This window comes from Pseudomonas capsici (assembly GCF_017165765.1).
GTDB classification, from domain to species: domain Bacteria; phylum Pseudomonadota; class Gammaproteobacteria; order Pseudomonadales; family Pseudomonadaceae; genus Aquipseudomonas; species Aquipseudomonas capsici.
In genome coordinates, this window is record NZ_JAFGZD010000001.1 from 226,875 (window position 1) to 248,432 (window position 21,558).

Consider the following 21,558-nt stretch of genomic DNA (forward strand, 5'->3'; position numbering starts at 1 on the left):
CAGACAAGTACTCATGCCGCGCGGCCAGTGGTGCGTTGCTGCGCGGCGTTCAGGGTTCAGGTGTTCAGGTTCCAGTGGCGTGCCTGGCTCTGCTGCCGCCACAGGCGGGCGTACAGGCCATCTCGTGCCAGCAGCTCGTCGTGGCAGCCGCGTTCGACGATGCGCCCGCGATCCATGACCAGAATCTGGTCGGCATGCTGGATGTTGTGCAGGCGGTGAGCGATGACCAGCACCGTGCGGTCACGCACCAGCGCATCGAGCCCCTGCTGGATAGCGGCTTCCGAGGACGGATCGACGCTGGAAGTGGCTTCGTCCAGAAGCAGGATCGGGCTGTTCTTGAGCAGGGCGCGGGCAATCGACAGGCGTTGCCGTTCGCCGCCCGACAGCCAGCCGCCCCCTTCGCCGATGCGCGTGGCATAGCCTTCGGGCAAGGCTTCGATGAAGTCGTGGGCACGTGCCAGACGCGCGGCGTGGACGACCTCCTGTTCGCTGGCACCAGGCTTGCCGACCAGCAGGTTGTCGAGCACCGTGCCGGAGAACAGCGTCACGTCCTGGAAGACCATCGAGATGTGTTCCTGCAGGTAATCGCTGCCAATCTCGCGGGCTTCGATACCGCCGATCAGCAGTTTGCCGCTGTCGATGTCCCAGAGCCGTGCCACCAGATGCGCCAGGGTGCTTTTGCCAGCGCCGCTGGGGCCGACCAGAGCGGTCAGCGTGCCAGCCGGCAGGTGACAGGACAGGCCGTCGATCACCGTTGCGTCGCGCTCGGCATAGCGGAAGCGGACATCCTTGAGTTCGATGTCGAAATGTTGGGGTTTGCGGGGCTGAGCGGGTTCCGGCATCGGTTGCTGTTCCAGCAACTGCTCGGTGCGCGACAGCGCCAGGTGGCCGAAACGCAGCAGCAGGGTGGAGAAGCCCAGGTCGATGGCCTGGCGATACAGCGGCAGCGACAGAACGCTGAACAGCAGCAGGTTTTCGATACTCAACTGTCCGGCAAGCAGCAGCTTGCAGCCGAGCAATACCATCAGGATAAAACCGCCTTCGATCACCAGCCCGAACAGACCCACCCAGGGTGCCGGTTTGAGCTCGATGCTGACCATGGCCCGGTGCTGCGCATCCATCACCCTGTTCAGACGTTGCAGGGCGCTGCCGAAACGGCCGAAGCTGCGGATCACGGCAATGCCCTGAAGGTATTCCTGCAACGCGGCCTGAGTCCGGTTGTTGCTGGCCAGCATGCGCTCGGCCTGGACCAGGGTCTTGCGGATGGCCCCGTAGATGGCCAGGCAGGCCAGCGGCAGCATCGCCAGCACGGCCCAAGCCAGCACCGGTTGCAGCCAGAACAGGAAGATCAGCATGAAGCCCAGTTGCGCCAGTGAGAGGGCGAACACGCCGAGAAAGTGCGACCAGAGATGCTCCACCAGCGCCAGGTCACCGGTGACCCGGGCGCTGATTTCGCCGCTGTTGTTCTGGCCGAACCAGCCCAGGGGCAGCTTTTGCAGATGGTCGACCAGCCGCAGGCGGGCGCTGGCCATCATGGCGTAGGCTCCGGTGAAGATCAGCGGCGTACCCATGGCTCCGACCACGATGCGCAACACCAGGCAGGCCAGCATGGCCAGCGCCAGGCCGATCACGCTCAGGGTGCTGGCGCTGCCGTTGAGCAGGCTGTCGAGCAGCCAGTACAACAAGGGATAGGGCGCTGCGCTCAACAGACCTTCGAGCACCGCGAGGCGCAGCCCCTGATTCAGATGAACGTCACGCTGGCCTGCCAGGCGTTCGCCGGCACGCATCAGTTGGGAAATCATGCCGGTACTCCTGCGCTGCTCAGTTGCCATTGGCGAATACGGGTGTGGTCCTGCCAGAGCTGTCGATACAGTTCGCAGCTTTCCAGTAACTGTTCATGGCGCCCGGCACCGCGTACCTGGCCCCGGTCCAGCACCACGATGCACTGCGCAGCGGTGACGGTATGCAGGCGGTGAGCGATCATCAGCACGGTCCGGCCGCGGCACAGATTGGCTAGCGCCTGCTGGATCAGCGCTTCGTTTTCGCTGTCGGCATACGCGGTGGCTTCGTCAAGAATCAGCACCGGTGCGTTCTTCAGCAGTGCACGGGCAATCGACAGGCGCTGGCGTTCGCCACCGGACAGTTGCGCGCCGCCTTCGCCGACAGGGGTCTGGTAACCCTGCGGCAGACGCATGATGAATTCGTGGGCACAGGCGGCGCGGGCGGCGGCTTCGACGCTGACCTGATCGGCATCGGGGCGCGCCAGCAGCAGGTTGTCGAGCACACTGCCGTCGAACAGATGAACATGCTGGAACACCGCGGCGACCCGTTCGAGCAAGGCATCCAGCGGCCAGTCGCGCAGTTCCACGCCGCCCAGGGTGATGTGGCCGCTGTCGGCATCGAACAGGCGGCAGACCAGTTGCGCCACGGTGCTCTTGCCCGAGCCGCTGGGGCCGACCAACGCCGTCAACTGGCCGGCCTGAGCGCTGAAGCTGACTTGATCCAGCGCCTTGCGCTCGCCATAGGCGTGGCAGACCTTGTCCAGTTGCAGATCCAGCGGCGCATCGGGGATGCGCGCGTCGGGGTTGGCACTCAACCGCGGGCTGAGCAGCACATTATTGATGCGCGCCAGTGCTGCGTTGCGCTGGACCTGATCGCCGAGCATGTAGGTCAGGCGCAACAGTGGCATCAGCACGGCGGGGGCCAGCAGCAGAAACAGCAACAGGGTTTCCAGGTTGAGGCTGCCTTGCAGCAGCAGCCAGGCGCCCAGCGGTGCGACGATGATCAGGTTGGCGCTGAGCAGGCCCGAGAAAACTACCCAGAACAGCGAGCTGCGGCGGGCAAAACCGGCGACCCAGGCGGCGGCACCGCGAATGTCATGGCTCAGGGTGCCGAAGCGCAGGCTGGTCAGGCCGAAGCTTTTGACCACCTGAATGCCTTGCAGGTATTCGCTGAAACTCTGGGAAATCCGTTGCTGCAGGCTTTGCCATTGGGCCATGCGTTCGGCGGAGCCCTTGACCATCAGCATCTGCGCGACAAAGGCCAGCGGCAGCGGAGCCATGCAGGCCAGCGCCAGACGCCAGTCGACGATGAACAGCAGGATCAGGGTCAGCGGCGGCATCACGGCGGCGGCTATCGAGTCGGGCAGCGAGTGGGCGAAGAAGCCTTCCAGCGAGCCGACATCGTCGTTGAGGGTACGGCGCAGGTCGCTGCTGCTGTTTCGACTGAAAAAGCTCAGTGGCACTTCGCCCAGGTGCCGGGCAATCCGGCTGCGCAACTGGCGCAGCAGCTCGAAGGCCGCCAGATGCGCCGTGACGTGGCTGATGGTCATGACCAGCCAGCGCAGAGCGACAGCCGCCAGCGCACCGAGCCCCCAGTTCAGGGCGACGTCGGCGTCAGGCGTGGCGCTGAGCAGGGTCTGGGCAATCTTGTAGATGCACCACAGTGGCACCAGGCTGAGCAGGGTTGAAACCACGGCACAGCTGATCGCGATGGCAAACATTCCGGGCGCCAGTTTCAACAGCCCGGTGTGGCTCAAGGGTTCGATTGCGCTCGCATTGTGTTGTGGGTTCATTCGCAACTCCTCTGTTTTGCGTGTCTTTCAGCAGGCAGCACGATGCCGTGCCGACGGCTCGAAGGCCGTGGCAGGGAGGTGATGTCCCGTCGAGAGAGCGAAGCGCCTGGCTTCGCTCGTTACACCTTGGGTGTCAGAACGTGATTCTGGTGCTCAGCCCCAATTCACGGCCCTGGCCGGGCTGGCTGAACTGCGCGCCAGAGGTGATGTAGGAGTAGGTCCGGTAATCCTTGTCGCCCAGGTTGTTGCCGTACAGCGCCAGTTCCAGATCGGGTTTCGGTAGCCAGGCAAGGCGTGCATCCACCAGGCTGTAGCCGCCTTGCGACACTTCGTTGTCGACATCGAAATAATGCTTGCCGGTGTAGCTGATGCCGACACTCGGGCGCAGTTCGCCCAGCAGGTTGTCGAAGTAGAAGCTGCGTTCGGCCGAAGCGCGCAAGGTGCGTCCGGGTGTGTAGGTCAGGCTGTTGCCCTGGCGGTCGGAGTCGAGCATGCGGTTACGGTTGACGGTCCCGGCCAGACGAATCAGGGTGGCTTCGTCGGCGCGCCAGTCCAGGGACATTTCCGCCCCTTCACTGCGCGCCTTGCCGATGTTGCTCAAGGCCTGGGTGCCGGTGCCGGCGGCGCCGATGAACTGCTGCACGTCGTCGATATCGATGCGGTACAGCGCGGCGTTGAGCCACAGACGCTTGTCCAGCAGGCTGGATTTGACGCCGACTTCCATGTTCAGCGATTTCTCCGGCGAGTAAGCCACCGAGTCGGCGGTGATGGAGCCGATGCGGTTGTAGCCACCGGCCTTGAAGCCTTTGCTGACCGAGGCATACAGGCGGGTATCCGGCGTCGCCTGGAAGCCCAGCGCCACTTTGGGCGTGGTGCTGGTGAAGGTATCGTTGCCCGTATAAACGAAGCCCGGCGTGAACAGTGCGTCCGCCTGGGTGTAAGTGGTTTCGGCCTTTTCCTCGCTGTGGCGGGCACCCAGGGTCAGGTCCCAGCGTGGTGCCAGATGCCAGGTGAATTCACCGAACACGGCTTTCTCAGTGTTTTCGATACGGCTGTCGGCGAGCCCGAAGGAGCCGAGCAACGGCGCGCCGGTTTCAGGTTCACGCTGTGAATGGCTGCGGCTCTTCTGCCAGTACAGACCGCCCACTGCATCCCAGGCACGGTCTGCGCCCTGGGTGGAGAGGCGCAGTTCCTGGCTGACGGTGCGCTGTTTTTCCGGCCACAGGAAGCCCATGTCGCCGAACAGGCGTTCGTGACGATAGTTTTGCAGCGAGGTGATGGAGGTCAGTTTCAGGGAGTCGCTGAGGTTCCAGTCCAGAGTCGCGCTGCTGGTTTCGACCCGGCGTACATACACCGACTCCATCAGCGGCACACTGGCCCGCCGCTGCTCGTAGGTGGCGTCGGCCAGGTACTGCTCGTTGTAGGAGGTCAGGCGATCACGGGCATAGGCCAGTTTAAGGCTGAAGTCTTCGTTGGGCCGGAACGTCAGCGCGACGTTGCCGCCACCGTTGTCGCTGTCGCCATGATGTTCGCTGCGGGTCAGTTCGCCATTGGTGTCATCGTGGTAGACCGTGCCCTGAATGAACAGCCTGTCCTCGATCAGCGGGGCCGAGCCGCTGGCCGCGACTTGTTGATGCAGGTTGCTGAAGCGGCTTTGCAGAGTGGCCGTCGGGGTGTTGTCCGGCTGGCGGGTAATGATGTTCAGCGCCCCGGCATGGGCGTTGCGTCCGTACAGGGTGCCTTGCGGTCCTTTGAGCAGCTCGATGTGTTCGACGTCGAGCAACTGCTGATTGAAGGTGCCCAGGTACTGCGGGACGCCATCGACGTAGATCGCGACCGGGGCGTTGTAAGGGTCCGAAGAGGAAATCCCGCGCATGCTCAGGCTGGGGAACACGCTGGCGCCGGTATTGCGTATCAGCAGCTCGGGGAACACTCGCTCCAGATCGCCACTGTTATAGACGTTGGCGCGCTCAAGGTCGTCGGCATTGGCCACCGACAGCGCCAGATCGGTCTGATCCTGGGCCTGGGTCCGTTTGCTGGCGGTCACTTGCATTTCCGGCAGGTTGAGAACATCGTCCGCCAGAGCTTGGCCGGATACGGCGAACATGATCGCCAGGCTGAGGATAGAGCGCTGCATGAGAAGACTCTGCTGTGATGGAAGCCGCTATCTTCTGGTTATGGTTATGTTGTTGCGCGTGCGATCGGGGTATTAATGCGCGCAATCGGCACTATAGTTGATAAGTGTTATCATTTGAGTCTGATTCCCAAAAGAGTACGTGCCGATGAGCCTCAATCATTACCACGCTGATTATGAGTTGCCCAAGGTGCTGACCGAAGAGGTGGGCGATGAGCTCGATATCCGCCTGATCGAATGGCAGGTCGAGGAAGACCGGCACCTGGATGCTTCCTGCGAGGCTTCGCTGACTGTCTCCTATCACGCCAACTGCGCGGGCTGGCGCAGCTTTGCCGATACCTCGCCCTTGAGCTGGCGCGAAGATCATTGCTGTCTGTTTCACTCGACGGTGCCGTTACAGGGCGTGGGCTTTGTTCCGGCCGGTACTCGCTGGCGCGGGGTGAACATCAGCTTTGCGGCTCACCGGCTGGGCATGCTTGACCTGGCCACCCAACTGTTCGAGTACGACGGCCCCTGGGAGAAAACCCGCACGCTGGACAGCGCGGCGCGTCTGGCACAGTTCCCTGCGCCACACGTAGTGCGACGCATTGGCCAGGAAATGCTCGGCTGTCGGCTGGAAGGCGTTGCCAGGGACTTGCTGCTGCGCGGTAAGGCCTATGAAATGCTCGGGCAGTTGACCGCACATATTCAGGACCTGGCGCGCTTCACCGGACTGAGTGCCGGCGGTCGCGATCTGGCCCGTGTCGAGCGGGCGCGCAAACTGCTGGAGGCTCATCCCGAGCAGGAATGGACCATCGAGTCACTGGCGCAGTGTGTGGAACTCAACACCAAGAAACTCAAGCAGGGTTTTCGCGACGTCTACGACAGCGGCGTGTACGGCTATCTGCAGAAAGTCCGTATCGAGCGGGCTGCGCAACTTCTAAAGCAAAGGGGATCGGTCAGCGAAGTGGCGGCGGCAGTCGGGTATTCCAATGCCAGCCACTTCGCCAAGGTCTTTCGTCGTTACTACGGCATCAATCCGCTGCATTTCAGTACGCTGGCTGCCAATGGCATGGATGAGGTGGCGATCCGCGCCGGTGCCGATCCATTCTGAGCCGCAAGACGTGCTTCAGAAGTCATAGGCGATCTTGCTGTACCAGAATCCGCCACCCGGATAGAACGGCGGGTTGCTGTAGAGATTCAGGCCATTGGCCGAAGGGATTGCGTTCTTGTCCGGGCGCACATCGAAAATGTTGGTGCCTCCCAGGCTGACCGTGATGTTTTCCTGAATGGTGTAGGACAGGTCCAGATCGGTAATCCATTTGGCACCGAAGCTGCGGTCGCCACTTTCCAGTTGTTGCAGTGTCTTGACCTTGCCGTAACGGGTGGTCTGCAGGTTCACATTCAGGTCGCCCAGGGTCCAGTTGGCACCCAGAACCCATTTGGTCTTGGGTTGGGCATCGGTGAGGTCGCCTTCCCGGGCACGACCGACCCAGGTCAGGCTGCCGCCGGTATTGTCGCCCAGGCCTTGCAAGGCCGAAGGCGCGTTCTTGACGTCGGTGATGATGGTCTTGTTGTAATTGAATCCGGCGCTCCAGCGCACATCGCCAAAGGCACCGTAACGGCTGGAATGATCGAACACGATATCCAGGCCGCGAGTGCGGGTGTCGAAGGCGTTGGCGTAATACGAGGTCCAGGTGCTGTTGTCCACGCCCTGGGCCGTGAGAATCGGTGCCAGTGCCGGGCCGTAAAGGCTTTCGGTGCGTGCGATGCGGTCGGCGATCTCGATCCAGTAGGCATCGACCGTCAGGCTGGTGCGCGGTGCCGGTTGCCAGGTCAGACCCAGGCCCAGGTTGCGGGATTTTTCCGGGTCCAGAGGTGTGGCACCCAGCGCTTGGGCCAGCGCCGAGTTGACCGGCGCAATGCGGGTCACGGCGGGCACGACGGTGCCGTCGGGGGCCGTGCCGACCCGGTTGTCCGAGATGCTGTAGCCGATCTGGGTCAGGGAGGGCGCCCGGAAGCCTGTGCCCACTGTGCCGCGCACCGCGAAGGTGTCGGTGAATTCATAGCGGGAGTTGAGCTTGGCACTGAGGGTGTTGCCCGAGTCGTCATCGAAATGCTCTGCGCGCAGTGCCAGATCGATGAACAAGGGCTCGATGGGCGTGATGCCGAAGTCCACATAAGCCGCATAGTTGTTGCGTTTGATGCTGGTTGCATCCTGAGGCGAAATGACCGCCGCAGCCTGAGCGGCAATCGAGGCCAACTGGCCTGCCAGCGGATTGGGCTGGCCACTGGGCAGAGTGGCCGGGAAACGATAGCCACCCACTTGATAGGCCTGTGCGTCACCGGCGAAGGTCCGGAAGCGCTCCCAGCGATGTTCCAGGCCTGCGGAAACCTGTAGCGGGACGCCGAACACGCCGTCAAAGGCGCGGGTGATATCCAGGTTGTTGACCCACTGCTCGAAGCGATAGGTCGCCAGGTCATCGAATGAAGTCGGGGAGGCCGGCCCCAGTGACGGGTTGATGGTCAGGTCACTGTATTGATGATTGTTGTTGCGTCCGTATGTGGTGCTCAGGTCCCAGTTCCAGCCCAGGGATTCGCCTTTGGCGCCGATCAGGTACTGGTAGTCGGTGTCATCCAGGTTGTTCAGCGGGTAGTAGCCGTCGGGGAACAGTTCCGGAATGTTGGCGTTGCCATTGGGGTAGCGGAAATAGTTGTTGATGATGGCGTCGCGTTGGCCATAGGTGCCGTAGGAATACAGCCGGGTCTGCTCATCCAGGGGCAGTTCGGCGTTGTAGGCCAGGTTGAAGGCCTTGATCTGCGGATCGCCATTCTTGACGCCTACCCGGTCCCAGGTCGCTTCGCGAGGATCGCCGGGGAAATAGGCATTGTTGGTAGCCTTTTCATTCCAGCTGGCATCGCCGCGTTTGCGCGCATCGGCGGACAGGTGCAGGAAACCGCCATCCCCCAGTTCGAAGCCCGTATCGCCCTCGAACTTGGTCACTTCGCCTTCACCGCTGTAGAGCCTGCCATAGGTCACGCCCAGGTGGCCGCCCTGGGCGCTGGATTTGAGGATGACGTTGATCACGCCCGCGATGGCATCGGAGCCATACTGGGCAGCGGCGCTGTCCTTGAGGACTTCGATGCGCTCCACCGCGCTGATGGGGATCATGTCGATATCCACCGAGTTGGCACCGCTGCTGTCGGTGGAGCCGTTGGCGGGGAGGGCACTGTTATGGCGTCGCTTGCCATTGACCAGCACCAGTGTGTAGGCCGGTGCCAGGCTGCGGTTGGACAGAGGGCGGATGGTGGAGTTGTAACCGGCGACGTTGGTGCCGTAATTGAACGAAGGCAACAGCTTGGCGATGGCTTCGGTCAGGTCGGCGCGGCCGGTCTTGAGCAGTTGTTCGCTGGTGACGATATCGATGGGCGCCGGGCTGTCGGTCACCGTGCGTTCGGTGCCGCGAATCCCGGTGGAGATGACCGTGACCTTGTCCAGACGGGTATCATTGCCGGCTTCTTCTGCTGCCTGCACGGGCGTTATCAAGCCCAGACCGGCAAGGGCGATGCCTTTCAACAGGTGAGGGGGCAGGGACGTTCTGGCTGCTCGAGCAGTGAAGGCCATGGGTGATGATCCTTGTCAGTTTCGGGAAGTTTTTCTGAGCCTCCACTGGTAAGGGTCGGTCTGTAAGCGGGAATATATGGTTATGAAACAATCATGTGAAAGTTCTTTTCGGCATAAGCTAATTATGAAAAATATGTATTTATATTTTAAAGTAGATAAATTAATTGCATTTTATGGTCGGTGAATAATCTGTTCTGACCGCCCCGAGCATCTCAGTTGCGCTGCCTGCGCCACTTTGTCGCACCTCGGGCTGTGGCCCGTAACCGCACGCTTCCTGCCTTTGCCTGCATGCCGTCCGTGGATTCGCGGTGTTCGGCGCAGCGTGAGAGTGGTAGATTCGCGACCATGAAATTCGTCCGAACCCACCGCTCGCTCATTGCCTGGATGCTGTATGGCTTCATCCTGTTCAATGGGTTCATGTGCAGCATCAGCCATGGGCAGATGCTGGGGACGTTTTCCTCTGTAGAGGCCGCCGATATCTGTGGCGATCACCCGGACACTTCCCTGTCTATGGAAGGCCCGGACGAGGCCAGGCATGCGTTGGTCATGCAACTGGCGATGCTTGACTGCACCTTTGCCGGCAAGCTGACCGGTTTCGTGGTGTTCTTCATCGGGCTGGGCTGGCTGCTTCGCTCGCGCAATGTCAGGCTGCGCATCCCGCCGGGCCTGATGCGCGAGTCTTCCCGTCACACTTCGCCGGGGCTGGTGCCGCAGGCACCCTGAAGCCCGGTCTTGCGTTCACTGGTTGTCTGCAGCGCATCCGGCATGTGACGTGCTGCATGCCTTGCCTGTTTTCCTTCAAAGGACCGTAATGCATGACTCAATACCTGACCCGTCGCGAAGTGCTCGCGGGCCTCTCATTGCTGAGCCTTGGCGTTCTGACCGGTTGCAATAACTCCAATGCCTTGCCGTTCAAGTACGGCAAGGATCTGAGCAACAAGATCATCGGGCGCAACTTCAAGCTGCGCAACGCTCAGGGCGACGTGCTGACCCTGTCGAGTTTCCGGGGTTACATGCCGATGGTGTTTTTCGGCTTTACCCAGTGCCCGGCAGTCTGTCCGACCGCATTGGCCCGGGCGGCGCAGATCAAGAAACTGATGGGCGCCGATGCCGATACCTTCCAGGTGGTGTTCATCACCCTGGACCCTGAGCGTGACACGCCAAAAGTCATCGAATCCTACGTAAAGGCTTTCGATCCAAGCTTTGTGGCGCTGTCCGGCACTCTGGAAGAAACCGCGGCCACGGCCAAGGAATTCGGCGTGTTCTACGAGAAGGTGCCGCTGGGCGACACTTATACGATTTCCCACACCTCCACCAGCTATGTGTTCGATACCCGTGGCGTGTTGCGCCTCGGCCTGTCTCACTCGCTGTCCGCACAGCAATGCGCGGAAGACCTGCTCACTTTGATGGAAGTATGTTGATGAATACTCTGATCCGTAATGCCCTGACCACTGCCCCGTGCAAAAGCCTGCTGCTGGCCCTTTCCGTGCTGGGTTTCAGCCTGCAGGCCCATGCGCAGACCACCGTTGACGATGCCTGGGTACGTGCCACGGTTGCCGGGCAGCCAGCGACCGGCGCTTTCATGAACATCACTTCGAGCACGGGCGGCAAGCTGGTGGAAGTCAGTTCGCCTGCCGCGAAAGACGTGCAGATCCATCAGATGAGCATGAAGAATGATGTGATGAACATGCAGCAGGTCAAATCCATTGACCTGCCGGCTGGCAAGACAGTAGTGCTGGACTCCAACGGCTATCACGTGATGCTCATGGGGCTGGTGGCTCAGGTGAAGGAGGGCGATCAGGTGCCACTGACCCTGACCGTCGAGGACGACAAGGGCGTCAAGGAGTCGATCAAGGTCAGCGCACCTGTCAGGGCGCTGACTGCTCAGGGGCATTCCGGCCATGGCGATCATAGCGGCCACTGATTGAGGTTTGTCCCGGTCTGTTCCAGGCCCCGTCATGCCCGTGCATGCCGGGGCTTTTTTAATGGTGAGATTTTTATATTCAATTAAAGAATAACAGGAGAACTAAATATTCTTTTCAGGAACAAGCGCGATCAGGGATGATTGCCCGGCGCTACCAACTTGGAAAGGTGACTGATACCAACAGAACCTGGATTTTTACTGAAAAAATGCAGGAGTGTATCAATGGGCAATGTCCAGACCGCAGCCAGTGCGCACGAAGTGCCTTGGCGCCAAACGCCGAGCGGCGAATTGGTCGATCTGGGGCGTCCTTTTCGGGGACCCTTGGCGCAGTCGCGGTTGCACCGTACGCCCAAGCCGGTTCTTGGACGCCGTGAAGCCGTTCTGCTCGGTGCATTTGCTCTGGTGCTGCATGGTGCTGTGATCTACTGGCTGAGTCAGGCCAAGACACCTGTTCTGCCGGTTGTCCCGCCGGAAATCCCGCCGATGACCATCGAATTCTCTCAGCCCGCGCCGCCCGTGGTTGAAACGCCGCCACCGCCGCCGGAGCCAATCGTTCAACCCGTAGTCGAGCCGCCGCCTCCCGTGGAGGATGAGCTGGCCGTCAAGCCACCACCCAAGCCAAAACCCAAACCGGTCGTGAAGCCGCCACCTCCCAAGCCTGTCGCCAAGCCTGTGGAGCAACCGCCAGCGCCACCTGCTCCGCCACAACCGGTTGCAGCGCCCGCGCCACCCGCGCCGCCTGCACCGGCACCGGTGACCCCGGCTTCGGCCAGCGCCGGTTACCTGCGCAACCCGGCTCCGGAATACCCGGCGTTGGCCATGCGCCGCGGTTGGGAAGGGACGGTTCTGTTGCGAGTGCATGTACTGGCCAGCGGCAAACCCGGCGAAATACAGATTCAGAAAAGCAGTGGTCGTGACTCGCTCGACGAAGCCGCCGTAACGGCAGTCAAGCGCTGGAGCTTCGTTCCCGCCAAGCAGGGCGATGTCGCTCAGGACGGCTGGGTCAGCGTACCCATCGACTTCAAGATCAAATAACGGTTGCAACGATTCAATGCGGGCCACCTGACAAAAGGAGCATCGCGACACCAGAACCTGACGTATCAGCACGAGAGCACAGATCATGAACTTACTGGCATCCCCTTTTGAATCCATCGAACACGCGGTCATCTGGCTGCTGGTGGTCTTTTCCGTCGCGACCTGGGGCCTGGCCTTGCTCAAGGGCGTACAGTTTTCACGTCTGAAATCCCAGGATCGCAAGTTCCATAAACAGTTCTGGGCGGCCTCCAGCCTGGATTCGGCCGCCGAGCTGGCTCAGCAACAGCCTGGCGCTGCCGCTCGCGTTGCCCAGGCCGGTTATGCCGCCATTCAGGTTCATGAAGGCGGACAGCAGACGGACCTGAGCCAGTCGATCAACCATCAGGATCGTCTGGAGCGTGCCTTGCGTCAGCAGATCGTGCGTGAGCGTCGTTCGCTGGAAACCGGTCTGGCTATCCTGGCCAGTATCGGCAGCACTTCGCCCTTTATCGGTCTGTTCGGTACGGTGTGGGGCATCATGTCGGCACTCAAGGGCATCAGCGCAGCGGGGTCCGCCAGCCTGGAAACCGTGGCCGGCCCGATCGGTGCGGCACTGGTTGCAACCGGTGTCGGTATCGCGGTCGCAGTACCTGCGGTGCTGGTCTACAACTACTTCCTGCGTCGCCTGAAGCTGACCGCTGCCGACCTGGACGACTTTGCCCATGATTTCTACAGCCTGGCGCAGAAACACTCATTCCGTGTCCTGCTGCACCCGGTCCTGACCAAGAATGGCGCCGGTGCTGGCCAGAAAGTGAAGGAGGCGTCCTGATATGGCCTTCTCCACTCAAGACAATGACGAAGTACTCAGCGAAATCAACGTAACGCCTCTGGTGGACGTGATGCTGGTACTGCTGGTGGTGTTCATCGTCACCGCGCCGCTGCTGACCAACTCGATTCCGATCAATCTGCCCAAGACCGAAGCGGTCGCCCCGGCAGAGCAGAAGGACCCGCTGGTAGTGAGCATCGACGGGAAGGGCAAGGTATTCATCAACAAGGACGAGATCCAGGCAGATCTGCTGGAAACCAATCTTCAGGCCGCCAAGGCCAAGGATGCGCAGGTTCGTGTGCAGCTTCAGGCGGACAACGATGTGAACTACGGCGAAGTGGCTCGCGCCATGGCCTCGATCGAACGTGCAGGTATCACCAAGTTATCGGTGATCACTGCCAAATAGAGCAATACCCTTCAAGACAGTGAAGCCTTTAAGGCCGTATCCCCAGGTAGGTACGGTCTTTTTTTTGCCTGTGGGTTGGCGTTTTTCGCGAATGAATTGGCTCCTGCGGGCAAGAGTCCCGGCAGGAGCCAATTCATTGGCGAACGGTCTTGCGTGCGCAAGCAATGTGGCGGCAGGCGTGTAGAGTCCGCTGCCTCAATGCGCCCCGGCTGCCTTGTTCAGATCGCCTTCGGCCCATTCGGTGTAGATACAGGCATCGGCAGTCGCCCAGCGTACCAGTACCGGATCTCCAGCCTGCAACTGCAGACCGGTGGCCGACAGTGCCTTGACCGTCATGGCTGTGCCGCCGGGCGTGACAACTGCGCAGGTCTGGCTTTCACCGAGAAACAACACTTCCGTCACCTTGGCAGTCACCTCGTTCCAGCCCTGTTCCAGCGGTGTCGCCGCAGCCTGCTGAAGACTCAGGGCCTGGGCTTTTTCCGGGCGGATCATCAGCAACAGGTCCTGATCGGTTTTCAGGCCGGAAGTCAGTCGGATCGACAGTGGCGCGCCTTCAAAGGTCGCCACCGCATTGCCTTGAGCCTTGAGCTTCAGGAAGTTCGAGTTGCCCAGGAACGAAGCGACAAAGGCATTGGGCGGGTTCTGATAGAGGTCATAGCCGGTGCCCAGGCCGACGATCTTGCCGTGGCTGAAGATCGCAATGCGCTGCGACAGGCGCATGGCTTCTTCCTGATCATGAGTCACGTAGACAATGGTGATGCCCAGGCGGCGATGCAATTGCCGCAGTTCATCCTGCAGATCTTCACGCAGTTTCTTGTCCAGCGCGCCCAGGGGCTCGTCCATCAGCAGAATGCGTGGTTCGTAAACCAGTGCCCGGGCAATGGCCACACGTTGCTGCTGGCCGCCGGACAGTTGCGAAGGGCGGCGATGGGCGAACTGTTCCAGTTGCACCAGCTTGAGCATGGCATCCACGCGTTTGTCGCGCTCGGCCGCCGGCAGTTTGCGGATGGCCAGCGGGAAGGCGATGTTGTCGCGTACCGACAGGTGCGGAAACAGCGAGTAACGCTGGAACACCATGCCGATATCCCGCTTGTGGGGCGGTACGTTCACCAGTGACTTGCCACCCACCAGGATTTCTCCCGAACTGGGCGTTTCGAACCCTGCCAGCATCGACAATGTGGTGCTCTTGCCTGAGCCGCTGGAGCCCAGGAAGGTCAGGAATTCACCGTCCTGAATATCCAGATCGATGTTGTCCACGGCAGCGAAATCGCCGTAATGCTTGTTCAGGTTGCACAGGCTGACCAGAGTGTTCGGGTCGTGTTGCGCGTTGTCTTTGATTACGGCGCTCATGAGGTACTCCGGGCTTCGTTGCGGCGACGCAGGGTCGCGGCGATGAACATGACCAGCACCGACAGGGCGATCAGCAGCGTCGAAGCGACTGCAATGACCGGGGTCAGATCCTGACGCAGAGTGGTCCACATTTTGACGGGTAGGGTTTGCAGGGTCGGGCTGGCCATCATCACGCTCAGGACCACCTCGTCCCACGACACCAGGAACGCGAACAGCGCACCGGCGATCATGCCGGGGCGAATGGCCGGGAAGGTGACCTTGATCACCGCCTGCATCCGCGATGCGCCACAGATCACGGCAGCATCCTCGATGGACTGGTCGAACAGTTTCAGCGAGTTGATGATCGAGATGATGGTGAACGGCAGCGCCACGATCACATGGCTGACCACGAAGGAAAACAGCGTGCCGGTGTAGCCCAGCTTGAGGAACAGCGCATACACGGCCACGGCAATGATCACCAGCGGCACGATCATCGGCAGGGTGAAGAGGCCATACAGCATGTCACGGCCCGGAAAGCGTCCGCGCACCAGCGCAAAGGCGGTGGGCAGGCCCAGGGCGACGGCGCTGATGGTGGTCAGCACGGCGACCTTGAAGCTGGACATCGCCGCGTCCATCCATTCCGGATTGGAGAAGAACTGTTGATACCACTTCAGGGTCCAGCCCGGTGGCGGGAACACCAGCCACTGGGAGGAACCGAACGAAAGCAGCACGATGAACAGGATCGGCAGCAACAGAAACAGCGCGATCACGCCGGTGGTCAGGTACAGACCCAACCGCAGGCGCGTGCTCATGGCATTGGGAGTCAGGAGCATGGCTTACCTCGCATTGCTGGCGCCGACCGGGGATTCCGGCTGGAGCTTGAGATAGAAGTAGAACAGCACCAGGGTAATCAGGATCAGCAGCGCGGCTGCGGCGCTGGCCAGTCCCCAGTTCAGGAAGGATTGCACCTGCTGGACGATGAACTCGGGCAGCATCATGTTCTGTGCGCCACCGAGCAGAGCGGGGGTGACGTAGTAACCCAGCGACATGACGAAAACCATCAACCCCCCGGAAAACAGTCCCGAGCGGCACAGCGGCAGGAACACCCTGAAGAAATTGGTCCACGGGCTTGCGCCGCAGATGGAGCCGGCCTGCAACACCATCGGGTCAATGGCCTGCATGGTCGCCTGCAACGGCAGCACGATGAACGGAATCATGATGTAGCTCATGCCGATCACCACGCCAGTGAGGTTGTGCACCATCTCCAGTGGCTGATCGATAATTCCCATCGCCATCAGTGTCTTGTTGACCACACCGGAAGCCTGGAGCAGTACCAGCCAGGAGTAGGTGCGGGCCAGCAGGCTGGTCCACATCGACAGCAGCACGATATTGAGAATCCAGCGGCCCCAGCCGCGTGGCACCAGGGTAATCGCCCAGGCCAGCGGGAAACCCAGCAGCACACTGAACAGGGTTACCAGACCCGCCACCGAGAAGGTGTTGAACAACACTCTGGCGTAGGCGGAGTTGGCGAACAGTTGTTCGTAGTTGCCCAGCCCCGGAACAGGTTCCAGCACACCGCGAAGCAACAGACCTATGAGTGGTGCGAAGAAAAAAAGCCCCAGAAAGAGCAGTGCCGGGAGCAGGTTGCGACTGCCGCGCCAGCGTTGTGACAAAGACGTTTTTGGCTGCATCTTCACTGCCTTGGTGCAAGCCGCGCCAGCGGTGCTTGACGCACCACCGGCCGGGTTGGGTTGACGGGAAGCAATAGCCGTCATTTTTACTTGACCAGCCATTCGTTCCACCGTGTCGCGATATCAGGACCGTTCTTGGCCCAGTAGGCGAAGTCGAGAGTGATCTGCTCCGAGGCATATGCGGTCGGCAGGTTCGGTGCCAGTGTCGAATCCAGACGCGGTACGCTGTCCAGGTTGACCGGTGCATAGGCGCTGAGGTTGGAGAAGTCGGCCTGGCCTTTGGGACTGGTCGCTTCGGCGATGAACTTCATGGCAGCGGCCTTGTTCTTGGCCCCTTTGGGCACGACCAGGAAATCGGCCATGACCAGGTTCTGCTTCCAGCTCACGCCCACAGGTGCGCCATCCTGTTGCAAGGCGTAGACACGGCCGTTCCACATCTGACCCATGGACGCTTCACCCGAAGCCAGCAGTTGCTGGGATTGAGCGCCGCCGCCCCACCAGACGATGTCTTTCTTGATGGTGTCGAGTTTCTTGAAGGCGCGGTCCAGATCCAGCGGGTAGAGCTTGTCAGGCGCAACGCCATCGGCCAGCAGTGCCAGCTCAAGCACACCAGGGCTTGGCCATTTGTAGAGCGCGCGTTTGCCGGGATAGGTCTTGGTGTCGAACATGGCAGACCAGTCTTGCGGGGTCTTGGCGCCTACCTTGCTTTCGTTGTAACCCAGTACGAAGGAGAAGAAGAACGAGCCTGCGCCGTGATCCGAGACGAAGCGCGGGTCGATCCGGTCGCGTTTGATGGTGGTGAAATCAAGGGGTTCCAGCAGGCCTTCGCTGGCGGCACGCAGGGCGAAGTCGGCTTCCACATCCACGACATCCCATTGCACGTTGCCGCTTTCCACCATGGCCTTGAGTTTGCCGTAGTCGGTAGGACCGTCCTGCACAACGGTAATGCCGCTGGCTTTGGTGAAGGGCGTTGCCCAGGCCTGCTTCTGTGCGTCCTGGGTAGAGCCACCCCAACTGACGAAGTTGACGCTTTCGGCGGCCATGGCTGTGAGACTCGAGATAGCCAGAATGCCAGCAGCAAGAGCTGCAGTTGCTCGTTTGTTCAACACCATTTTCACGCCCTCATTTGTTGTGTTTTGAGCGGGCTTTTCATGCCCGCGTATTCGGGAGCAGTAGGTCCAGTGGACCGGAGAAACTGGTGACCGTGTCGGGTGCTGTTGTTGGCTTTCTCCCCCGGCGGGGGACACCTGACAAAACCTTCGGTCTACGGAATGTCATATTATGGTATTCCAAACTTTGTGCAAGTATTTTGCCTTGTCGGAACCCGTTCATTTTGCTTTTTTTACCGGTGAAACCCCTGTTTTACGGGGGTTAGCGTCTCTTCTTCTATCGTGTTACCTGCTGCCTTCCAGTGCTGAAATCAGCCAGTAAAGGGAATACTTTCAACCACTTCCAGATCGTATCCGGTCAGTCCGGCGTATTTGAGGGGAGGGCCCAGATGGCGCAATTTGCCCACGCCAAGGTCTTGCAGAATCTGTGCGCCAGTGCCGACTTCCGAATAAATGCGTGACTGCGAACGGGTGTATTGACGCGGCGGCTGGGTAAGCTGCGGAATACGTTCCAGCAGTGCCTGGGAAGATTCGTGGTTGGCCAGCACCACGACCACGCCGCGACCTTCTTCGGCGACTTTCTGCAGCGCAGCCCAGAGCGTCCAGTTCGCCGGCCCCGTGTACTCGGCACCTACCAGATCGCGCAGTGGATCGACCACGTGTACGCGCACCAGTGTCGGGTAATCGCGCTGGATATCGCCCATGACCATGGCCATGTGTACGCCACCTTCGATCCGGTCCTCGTAGCTGAACAGGCGGAAGGTCCCGTGAACGGTCGGCAGTTCGCGTTCGCCGATGCGCACGACAGTGTGTTCGGTGCTCAGGCGGTAGTGGATCAGATCGGCGATGGTGCCGATACGGATGCCATGCTTTTCGGCGAACAGCTCCAGATCGGGGCGGCGGGCCATGGTGCCGTCATCGTTCATGACTTCCACGATCACCGATGCAGGCGTCAGGCCTGCCAGACGCGCCAGGTCACAGCCGGCTTCGGTATGACCGGCACGGGTCAGCACACCGCCTTCGCGGGCGCGCAGCGGGAAAATATGGCCGGGCTGGACCAGATCATCGGCGCAGGCTTCGGGATTCACGGCAGCCTGAATGGTGCGGGCACGGTCTGCGGCGGAAATGCCGGTGCTGACACCCGTGGCGGCTTCGATGGAAACGGTGAATGCCGTGGCGAATACGCTGCCGTTGCTGGGCACCATCTGCTCCAGCCCCAGACGCTGGCAATGTTCGTCGGTCAGGGTAAGGCAGATCAGGCCACGGGCTTCGCGGGCCATGAAACTGATGGCCTGAGGCGTGCAGAGATCGGCGGCGAGCAGCAGGTCACCTTCGTTTTCCCGGTCTTCGTCGTCCACCAGCAGGACCATCTTGCCCTGACGGTAGTCTTCAATGATGTCTTCGATGCGATCGAACGCCATACTCAGGATCTCGGTGTTATGGATGAAAAATCGTGGTATACCATAAGACAGAATATTTCACAGATTCCCTATCATTGAAACAGTGAGATCGCGATGAAGGCTTATTGGATTGCAAATGTGGATGTCACCGACCCCAAGCAGTACAGCGAATATACCCAGCGAGCGCCAGCGGCATTTGAATTATTTGGTGGCAAATTCATGGCGCGCGGTGGGCGCTCCGAAGCCGTCGAAGGCCGCGACACGCCACAGCGCACCGTGGTGATCGAATTCGAGTCGTATGAGCAGGCTTTGGCCTGTTATCGCTCGCCCGAGTATCAGGAAGCGATGAGTCATCGCCAGGGCGTGGCGAAGGCCGAGATTGTGATTGTCGAGGGGATCGCGCAGCAGGAGTAATGCCGATCAGTCAAGGCAGTCACTTGTAGAAGGGGCCTTGGCCGCGACGATGCAGCTTGCAGGCAACACATGTTCAGCGCTTTCAAGCAGGTCGTCGCGGCCAAGGTTCTCCCATGAATTCTGACCTTGCCGCCTGATTGGCTTTTACCGGATGAAATGCACCTTGCCGGTATCGTCATTGCCCATGTACAGGCCATATACCCCGGCCTGACGTTCGGCGATGTAGCGTTCGAGGATTTGCCGGATGGCGGGGTAGTAGATGCTGTCCCACGGGATGTCTTCGGGGGCGAAGAATCTGTAATCCAGCGTCTCCGGCCCGAACTGGCCGGTAACCTCCAGGGCTATGGCGCGGAAGACGATATACACCTCGCTGATCCTCGGCACGCTGAAGATGGAGTAGGGCGAGATGATTTCTGCGCGTACGCCGCTTTCTTCCCAGACTTCCCGCAGGGCGGCCTGTTCGGTGGTTTCGCCGCTCTCCATGAAACCGGCCGGTAGCGTCCAGGTGCCGGGGCGTGGTGCGATTGCCCGCTGGCACAGCAGGTATTTGCCTTCCTGCTCGATGATGCAGCCGGCAATGATCTTCGGATTGACGTAGTGAATGTAATTGCAGCTGCCGCACATCAGTCGCGCATGGGTATCGCCCGGTGGCACGCGCTGATCGAGATCGGCACTGCCACATTGCGGACAAAAGCGCGGCGCAGGCATGTCAGCGTCCTATTCGGGGTTCTTTGATGGCAATCGGCGCAACGATGTCGCGGACTTTGGCGTCATCGTCCTGCTTGGACTTGAGGTATTCCAGTGCCACAGCGGCAGCATTGCGTACGTGATCGACCGAAGCCTGGTGGGCGGCCAGAGGGTCGCCGCTCTTGATGGCTTCGACGATGCGTTCCATTTCCTGGCTGCTGGCACCGCGTCGGTTGATCTGTGACACCGAGGTGGCTCGCAGGTAGCTGATGCGCGCCTGCAACTGGCGCAACTGGGTGGCGGCGATGTGATTGCCCGAGCCTTCGAGCAGTACATCGTAGAAGCTTTGCACCGAATCGATGACCTGTTGCAGTTCGCCATCGTCGAGCGCCTTGCGGTTTTCCTCGAGGGCCTTTTCCAGGGCACGGATATCCTTTGCCTTGGCTCGCAGGGTGAAAAGCTGCACGATCAACCCTTCGAGCACGCAACGCAGCTCATAGATGTCGCAGGCATCTTCCAGGGTAATGATGGCGACCCGCGGCCCCTTGGCGTCGGCAAACTCCACCAGCCCCTCGGACTCCAGATGGCGCAAGGCTTCACGCACGGATGTCCGGCTGACCCCGAGACGATCGCACAGGTCTCGCTCGACCAGACGATCTCCCGGCAGGAGCTGGAAGTTCATGATCGCGCTGCGCAGTTTGTCCAGCACGATTTCGCGCAGGGTAACGGGGTTGCGATTGACCTTGAAGTTGTCGTCGAGTGGCAGGCGTTTCATCGGGTGTGCTCGGAGTGGGGCTGTCTATGTGAAAAACACGGCCAGAACAAGGACGGTCGCGTTCATGGCGTCAGCCTGAAAACCGGCCGGGCTGACGCATGACCGGGCATGCATCGCCCGGAAGGACGCCGAGTTTATCATGCCGTTGCTCTTGACTACCAAGAACCCCGTCTCATGCAAAAGGTGGCAGAGCCCCCAGTTTGCCGCGGTAGTAGAGCATCGGCGTCGCAGGTGTTTCGGGCAGGATCAGGTTTTTCACCGCGCCAACGATGATCGCGTGATCGCCGCCGTCATATTCGCGCCACAGTTCGCACTCGATGATCGCCGTTGCCTTGCTCAGTAAAGGGTTGCCGAGGTCGCTCAGGTGCCATTCGATGCCCTTGGTCTTGTCCTTGCCCTTGCTGGCGAACGCATAGGCTTCAGCCTGTTGATCGGCAGAGAGCAGGTGGATGGCGAACTTCTTGCTGTCGCGCAGCACGGGGTAGGTGTCGCTGGCGTAGTTCGGGCAGAACAGCACCAGTGCCGGGTCGATGGACAGTGCGCTGAAGGCGCTGGCGGTGATGCCTACCAGACTGCCTTCGGCATCCAGTGTGGTGACGATGGTCACGCCCGAAGGAAAGGACGCCATGACTTCTTTATAAATGCCGGGTTCTATCATTGCCGCCGCCTCA

20 protein-coding genes are annotated in these 21,558 nt (G+C 60.7%); 8 read left to right on the forward strand and 12 right to left on the reverse strand.

Features of this window, described 5'->3' with window-relative positions; translation table 11 throughout:
• Positions 1-56: 56 nt before the first annotated feature.
• The 3 genes from JSY17_RS00945 to JSY17_RS00955 form a co-directional block, all read right to left on the reverse strand.
• The gene (locus JSY17_RS00945; protein WP_206401105.1) at positions 57-1,802 is read right to left on the reverse strand and encodes an ABC transporter ATP-binding protein; all 1,746 of its coding nucleotides are present in this window, start codon (positions 1,800-1,802) and stop codon (positions 57-59) included.
• Positions 1,799-3,574 (reverse strand): ABC transporter ATP-binding protein, encoded by a 1,776-nt coding sequence (locus tag JSY17_RS00950; RefSeq protein ID WP_206401106.1) that lies wholly within the window; start codon positions 3,572-3,574, stop codon positions 1,799-1,801. Before JSY17_RS00950 ends, JSY17_RS00945 begins: the two co-directional genes overlap by 4 nt.
• Before the next feature lie 133 nt (positions 3,575-3,707).
• A complete protein-coding gene (locus JSY17_RS00955) occupies positions 3,708-5,711 on the reverse strand; it encodes a TonB-dependent receptor (RefSeq protein WP_206401108.1) in 2,004 nt (667 codons plus the stop codon).
• A 145-nt stretch (positions 5,712-5,856) separates the two neighbouring features.
• On the opposite strand from JSY17_RS00955, the gene JSY17_RS00960 reads away from it, so the two are divergent.
• Positions 5,857-6,801 carry a helix-turn-helix transcriptional regulator gene (locus JSY17_RS00960; RefSeq protein ID WP_117164817.1) on the forward strand — a complete coding sequence of 315 codons (945 nt, stop codon included), beginning with the start codon at positions 5,857-5,859 and terminating at the stop codon, positions 6,799-6,801.
• 15 nt (positions 6,802-6,816) lie between these two features.
• Here JSY17_RS00960 and JSY17_RS00965 read toward each other — a convergent pair whose 3' ends face one another.
• Positions 6,817-9,312, reverse strand: a complete 2,496-nt coding sequence (locus JSY17_RS00965; RefSeq protein WP_206401111.1) for a TonB-dependent receptor plug domain-containing protein — start codon at positions 9,310-9,312, stop codon at positions 6,817-6,819.
• A gap of 345 nt (positions 9,313-9,657) precedes the next feature.
• Here JSY17_RS00965 and JSY17_RS25555 point away from each other — a divergent pair, with 345 nt between their 5' ends.
• From JSY17_RS25555 to JSY17_RS00995, 6 genes are all read left to right on the forward strand, one after another.
• Positions 9,658-10,035, forward strand: coding sequence for a DUF2946 domain-containing protein (locus JSY17_RS25555; protein WP_232849222.1), 378 nt, complete (start codon positions 9,658-9,660; stop codon positions 10,033-10,035).
• Between the two features lie 92 nt (positions 10,036-10,127).
• Complete coding sequence (locus JSY17_RS00975) at positions 10,128-10,733, forward strand: SCO family protein (protein WP_117180947.1); 606 nt, start codon at positions 10,128-10,130, stop codon at positions 10,731-10,733.
• Positions 10,727-11,236, forward strand: a complete 510-nt coding sequence (locus tag JSY17_RS00980) for a copper chaperone PCu(A)C (protein ID WP_162881700.1) — start codon at positions 10,727-10,729, stop codon at positions 11,234-11,236. Before JSY17_RS00975 ends, JSY17_RS00980 begins: the two co-directional genes overlap by 7 nt.
• Before the next feature lie 222 nt (positions 11,237-11,458).
• Positions 11,459-12,271: an energy transducer TonB gene (locus JSY17_RS00985; protein ID WP_117164813.1), complete on the forward strand. Its 813-nt coding sequence runs from the start codon at positions 11,459-11,461 to the stop codon at positions 12,269-12,271.
• Between the two features lie 85 nt (positions 12,272-12,356).
• Positions 12,357-13,079, forward strand: coding sequence for a MotA/TolQ/ExbB proton channel family protein (locus JSY17_RS00990; RefSeq protein WP_117187079.1), 723 nt, complete (start codon positions 12,357-12,359; stop codon positions 13,077-13,079).
• Position 13,080: 1 nt separating this feature from the next.
• Positions 13,081-13,482, forward strand: coding sequence for an ExbD/TolR family protein (locus JSY17_RS00995; protein ID WP_117164811.1), 402 nt, complete (start codon positions 13,081-13,083; stop codon positions 13,480-13,482).
• A gap of 195 nt (positions 13,483-13,677) precedes the next feature.
• Here the strand turns inward: JSY17_RS00995 and JSY17_RS01000 are convergent, their stop codons facing one another.
• From JSY17_RS01000 to ribBA, 5 genes are all read right to left on the reverse strand, one after another.
• Complete coding sequence (locus JSY17_RS01000; protein ID WP_117180943.1) at positions 13,678-14,832, reverse strand: ABC transporter ATP-binding protein; 1,155 nt, start codon at positions 14,830-14,832, stop codon at positions 13,678-13,680.
• The gene (locus JSY17_RS01005; protein WP_117164809.1) at positions 14,829-15,644 is read right to left on the reverse strand and encodes an ABC transporter permease; all 816 of its coding nucleotides are present in this window, start codon (positions 15,642-15,644) and stop codon (positions 14,829-14,831) included. The genes JSY17_RS01000 and JSY17_RS01005 overlap by 4 nt, the downstream gene beginning before the upstream one ends.
• A 3-nt stretch (positions 15,645-15,647) precedes the next feature.
• Positions 15,648-16,604, reverse strand: coding sequence for an ABC transporter permease (locus tag JSY17_RS01010; RefSeq protein ID WP_117180942.1), 957 nt, complete (start codon positions 16,602-16,604; stop codon positions 15,648-15,650).
• Positions 16,589-17,614 (reverse strand): ABC transporter substrate-binding protein, encoded by a 1,026-nt coding sequence (locus JSY17_RS01015; protein ID WP_117187081.1) that lies wholly within the window; start codon positions 17,612-17,614, stop codon positions 16,589-16,591. The genes JSY17_RS01010 and JSY17_RS01015 overlap by 16 nt, the downstream gene beginning before the upstream one ends.
• Positions 17,615-17,922: 308 nt before the next feature.
• On the reverse strand, positions 17,923-19,032 hold the full coding sequence (ribBA, locus tag JSY17_RS01020) for a bifunctional 3,4-dihydroxy-2-butanone-4-phosphate synthase/GTP cyclohydrolase II (RefSeq protein WP_117180941.1): 1,110 nt from the start codon (positions 19,030-19,032) through the stop codon (positions 17,923-17,925).
• Positions 19,033-19,125: 93 nt separating this feature from the next.
• On the opposite strand from ribBA, the gene JSY17_RS01025 reads away from it, so the two are divergent.
• Positions 19,126-19,425 (forward strand): DUF1330 domain-containing protein, encoded by a 300-nt coding sequence (locus tag JSY17_RS01025; protein WP_117164805.1) that lies wholly within the window; start codon positions 19,126-19,128, stop codon positions 19,423-19,425.
• A 144-nt stretch (positions 19,426-19,569) separates the two neighbouring features.
• On the opposite strand, the gene JSY17_RS01030 is transcribed toward JSY17_RS01025, so the two are convergent.
• From JSY17_RS01030 to JSY17_RS01040, 3 genes are all read right to left on the reverse strand, one after another.
• On the reverse strand, positions 19,570-20,133 hold the full coding sequence (locus tag JSY17_RS01030) for an NUDIX hydrolase (RefSeq protein WP_117180940.1): 564 nt from the start codon (positions 20,131-20,133) through the stop codon (positions 19,570-19,572).
• A 1-nt stretch (position 20,134) separates the two neighbouring features.
• The gene (locus JSY17_RS01035; protein WP_117164803.1) at positions 20,135-20,887 is read right to left on the reverse strand and encodes a GntR family transcriptional regulator; all 753 of its coding nucleotides are present in this window, start codon (positions 20,885-20,887) and stop codon (positions 20,135-20,137) included.
• 172 nt (positions 20,888-21,059) lie between these two features.
• Positions 21,060-21,545 (reverse strand): flavin reductase family protein, encoded by a 486-nt coding sequence (locus JSY17_RS01040; protein ID WP_117180939.1) that lies wholly within the window; start codon positions 21,543-21,545, stop codon positions 21,060-21,062.
• Positions 21,546-21,558 lie beyond the last annotated feature (13 nt).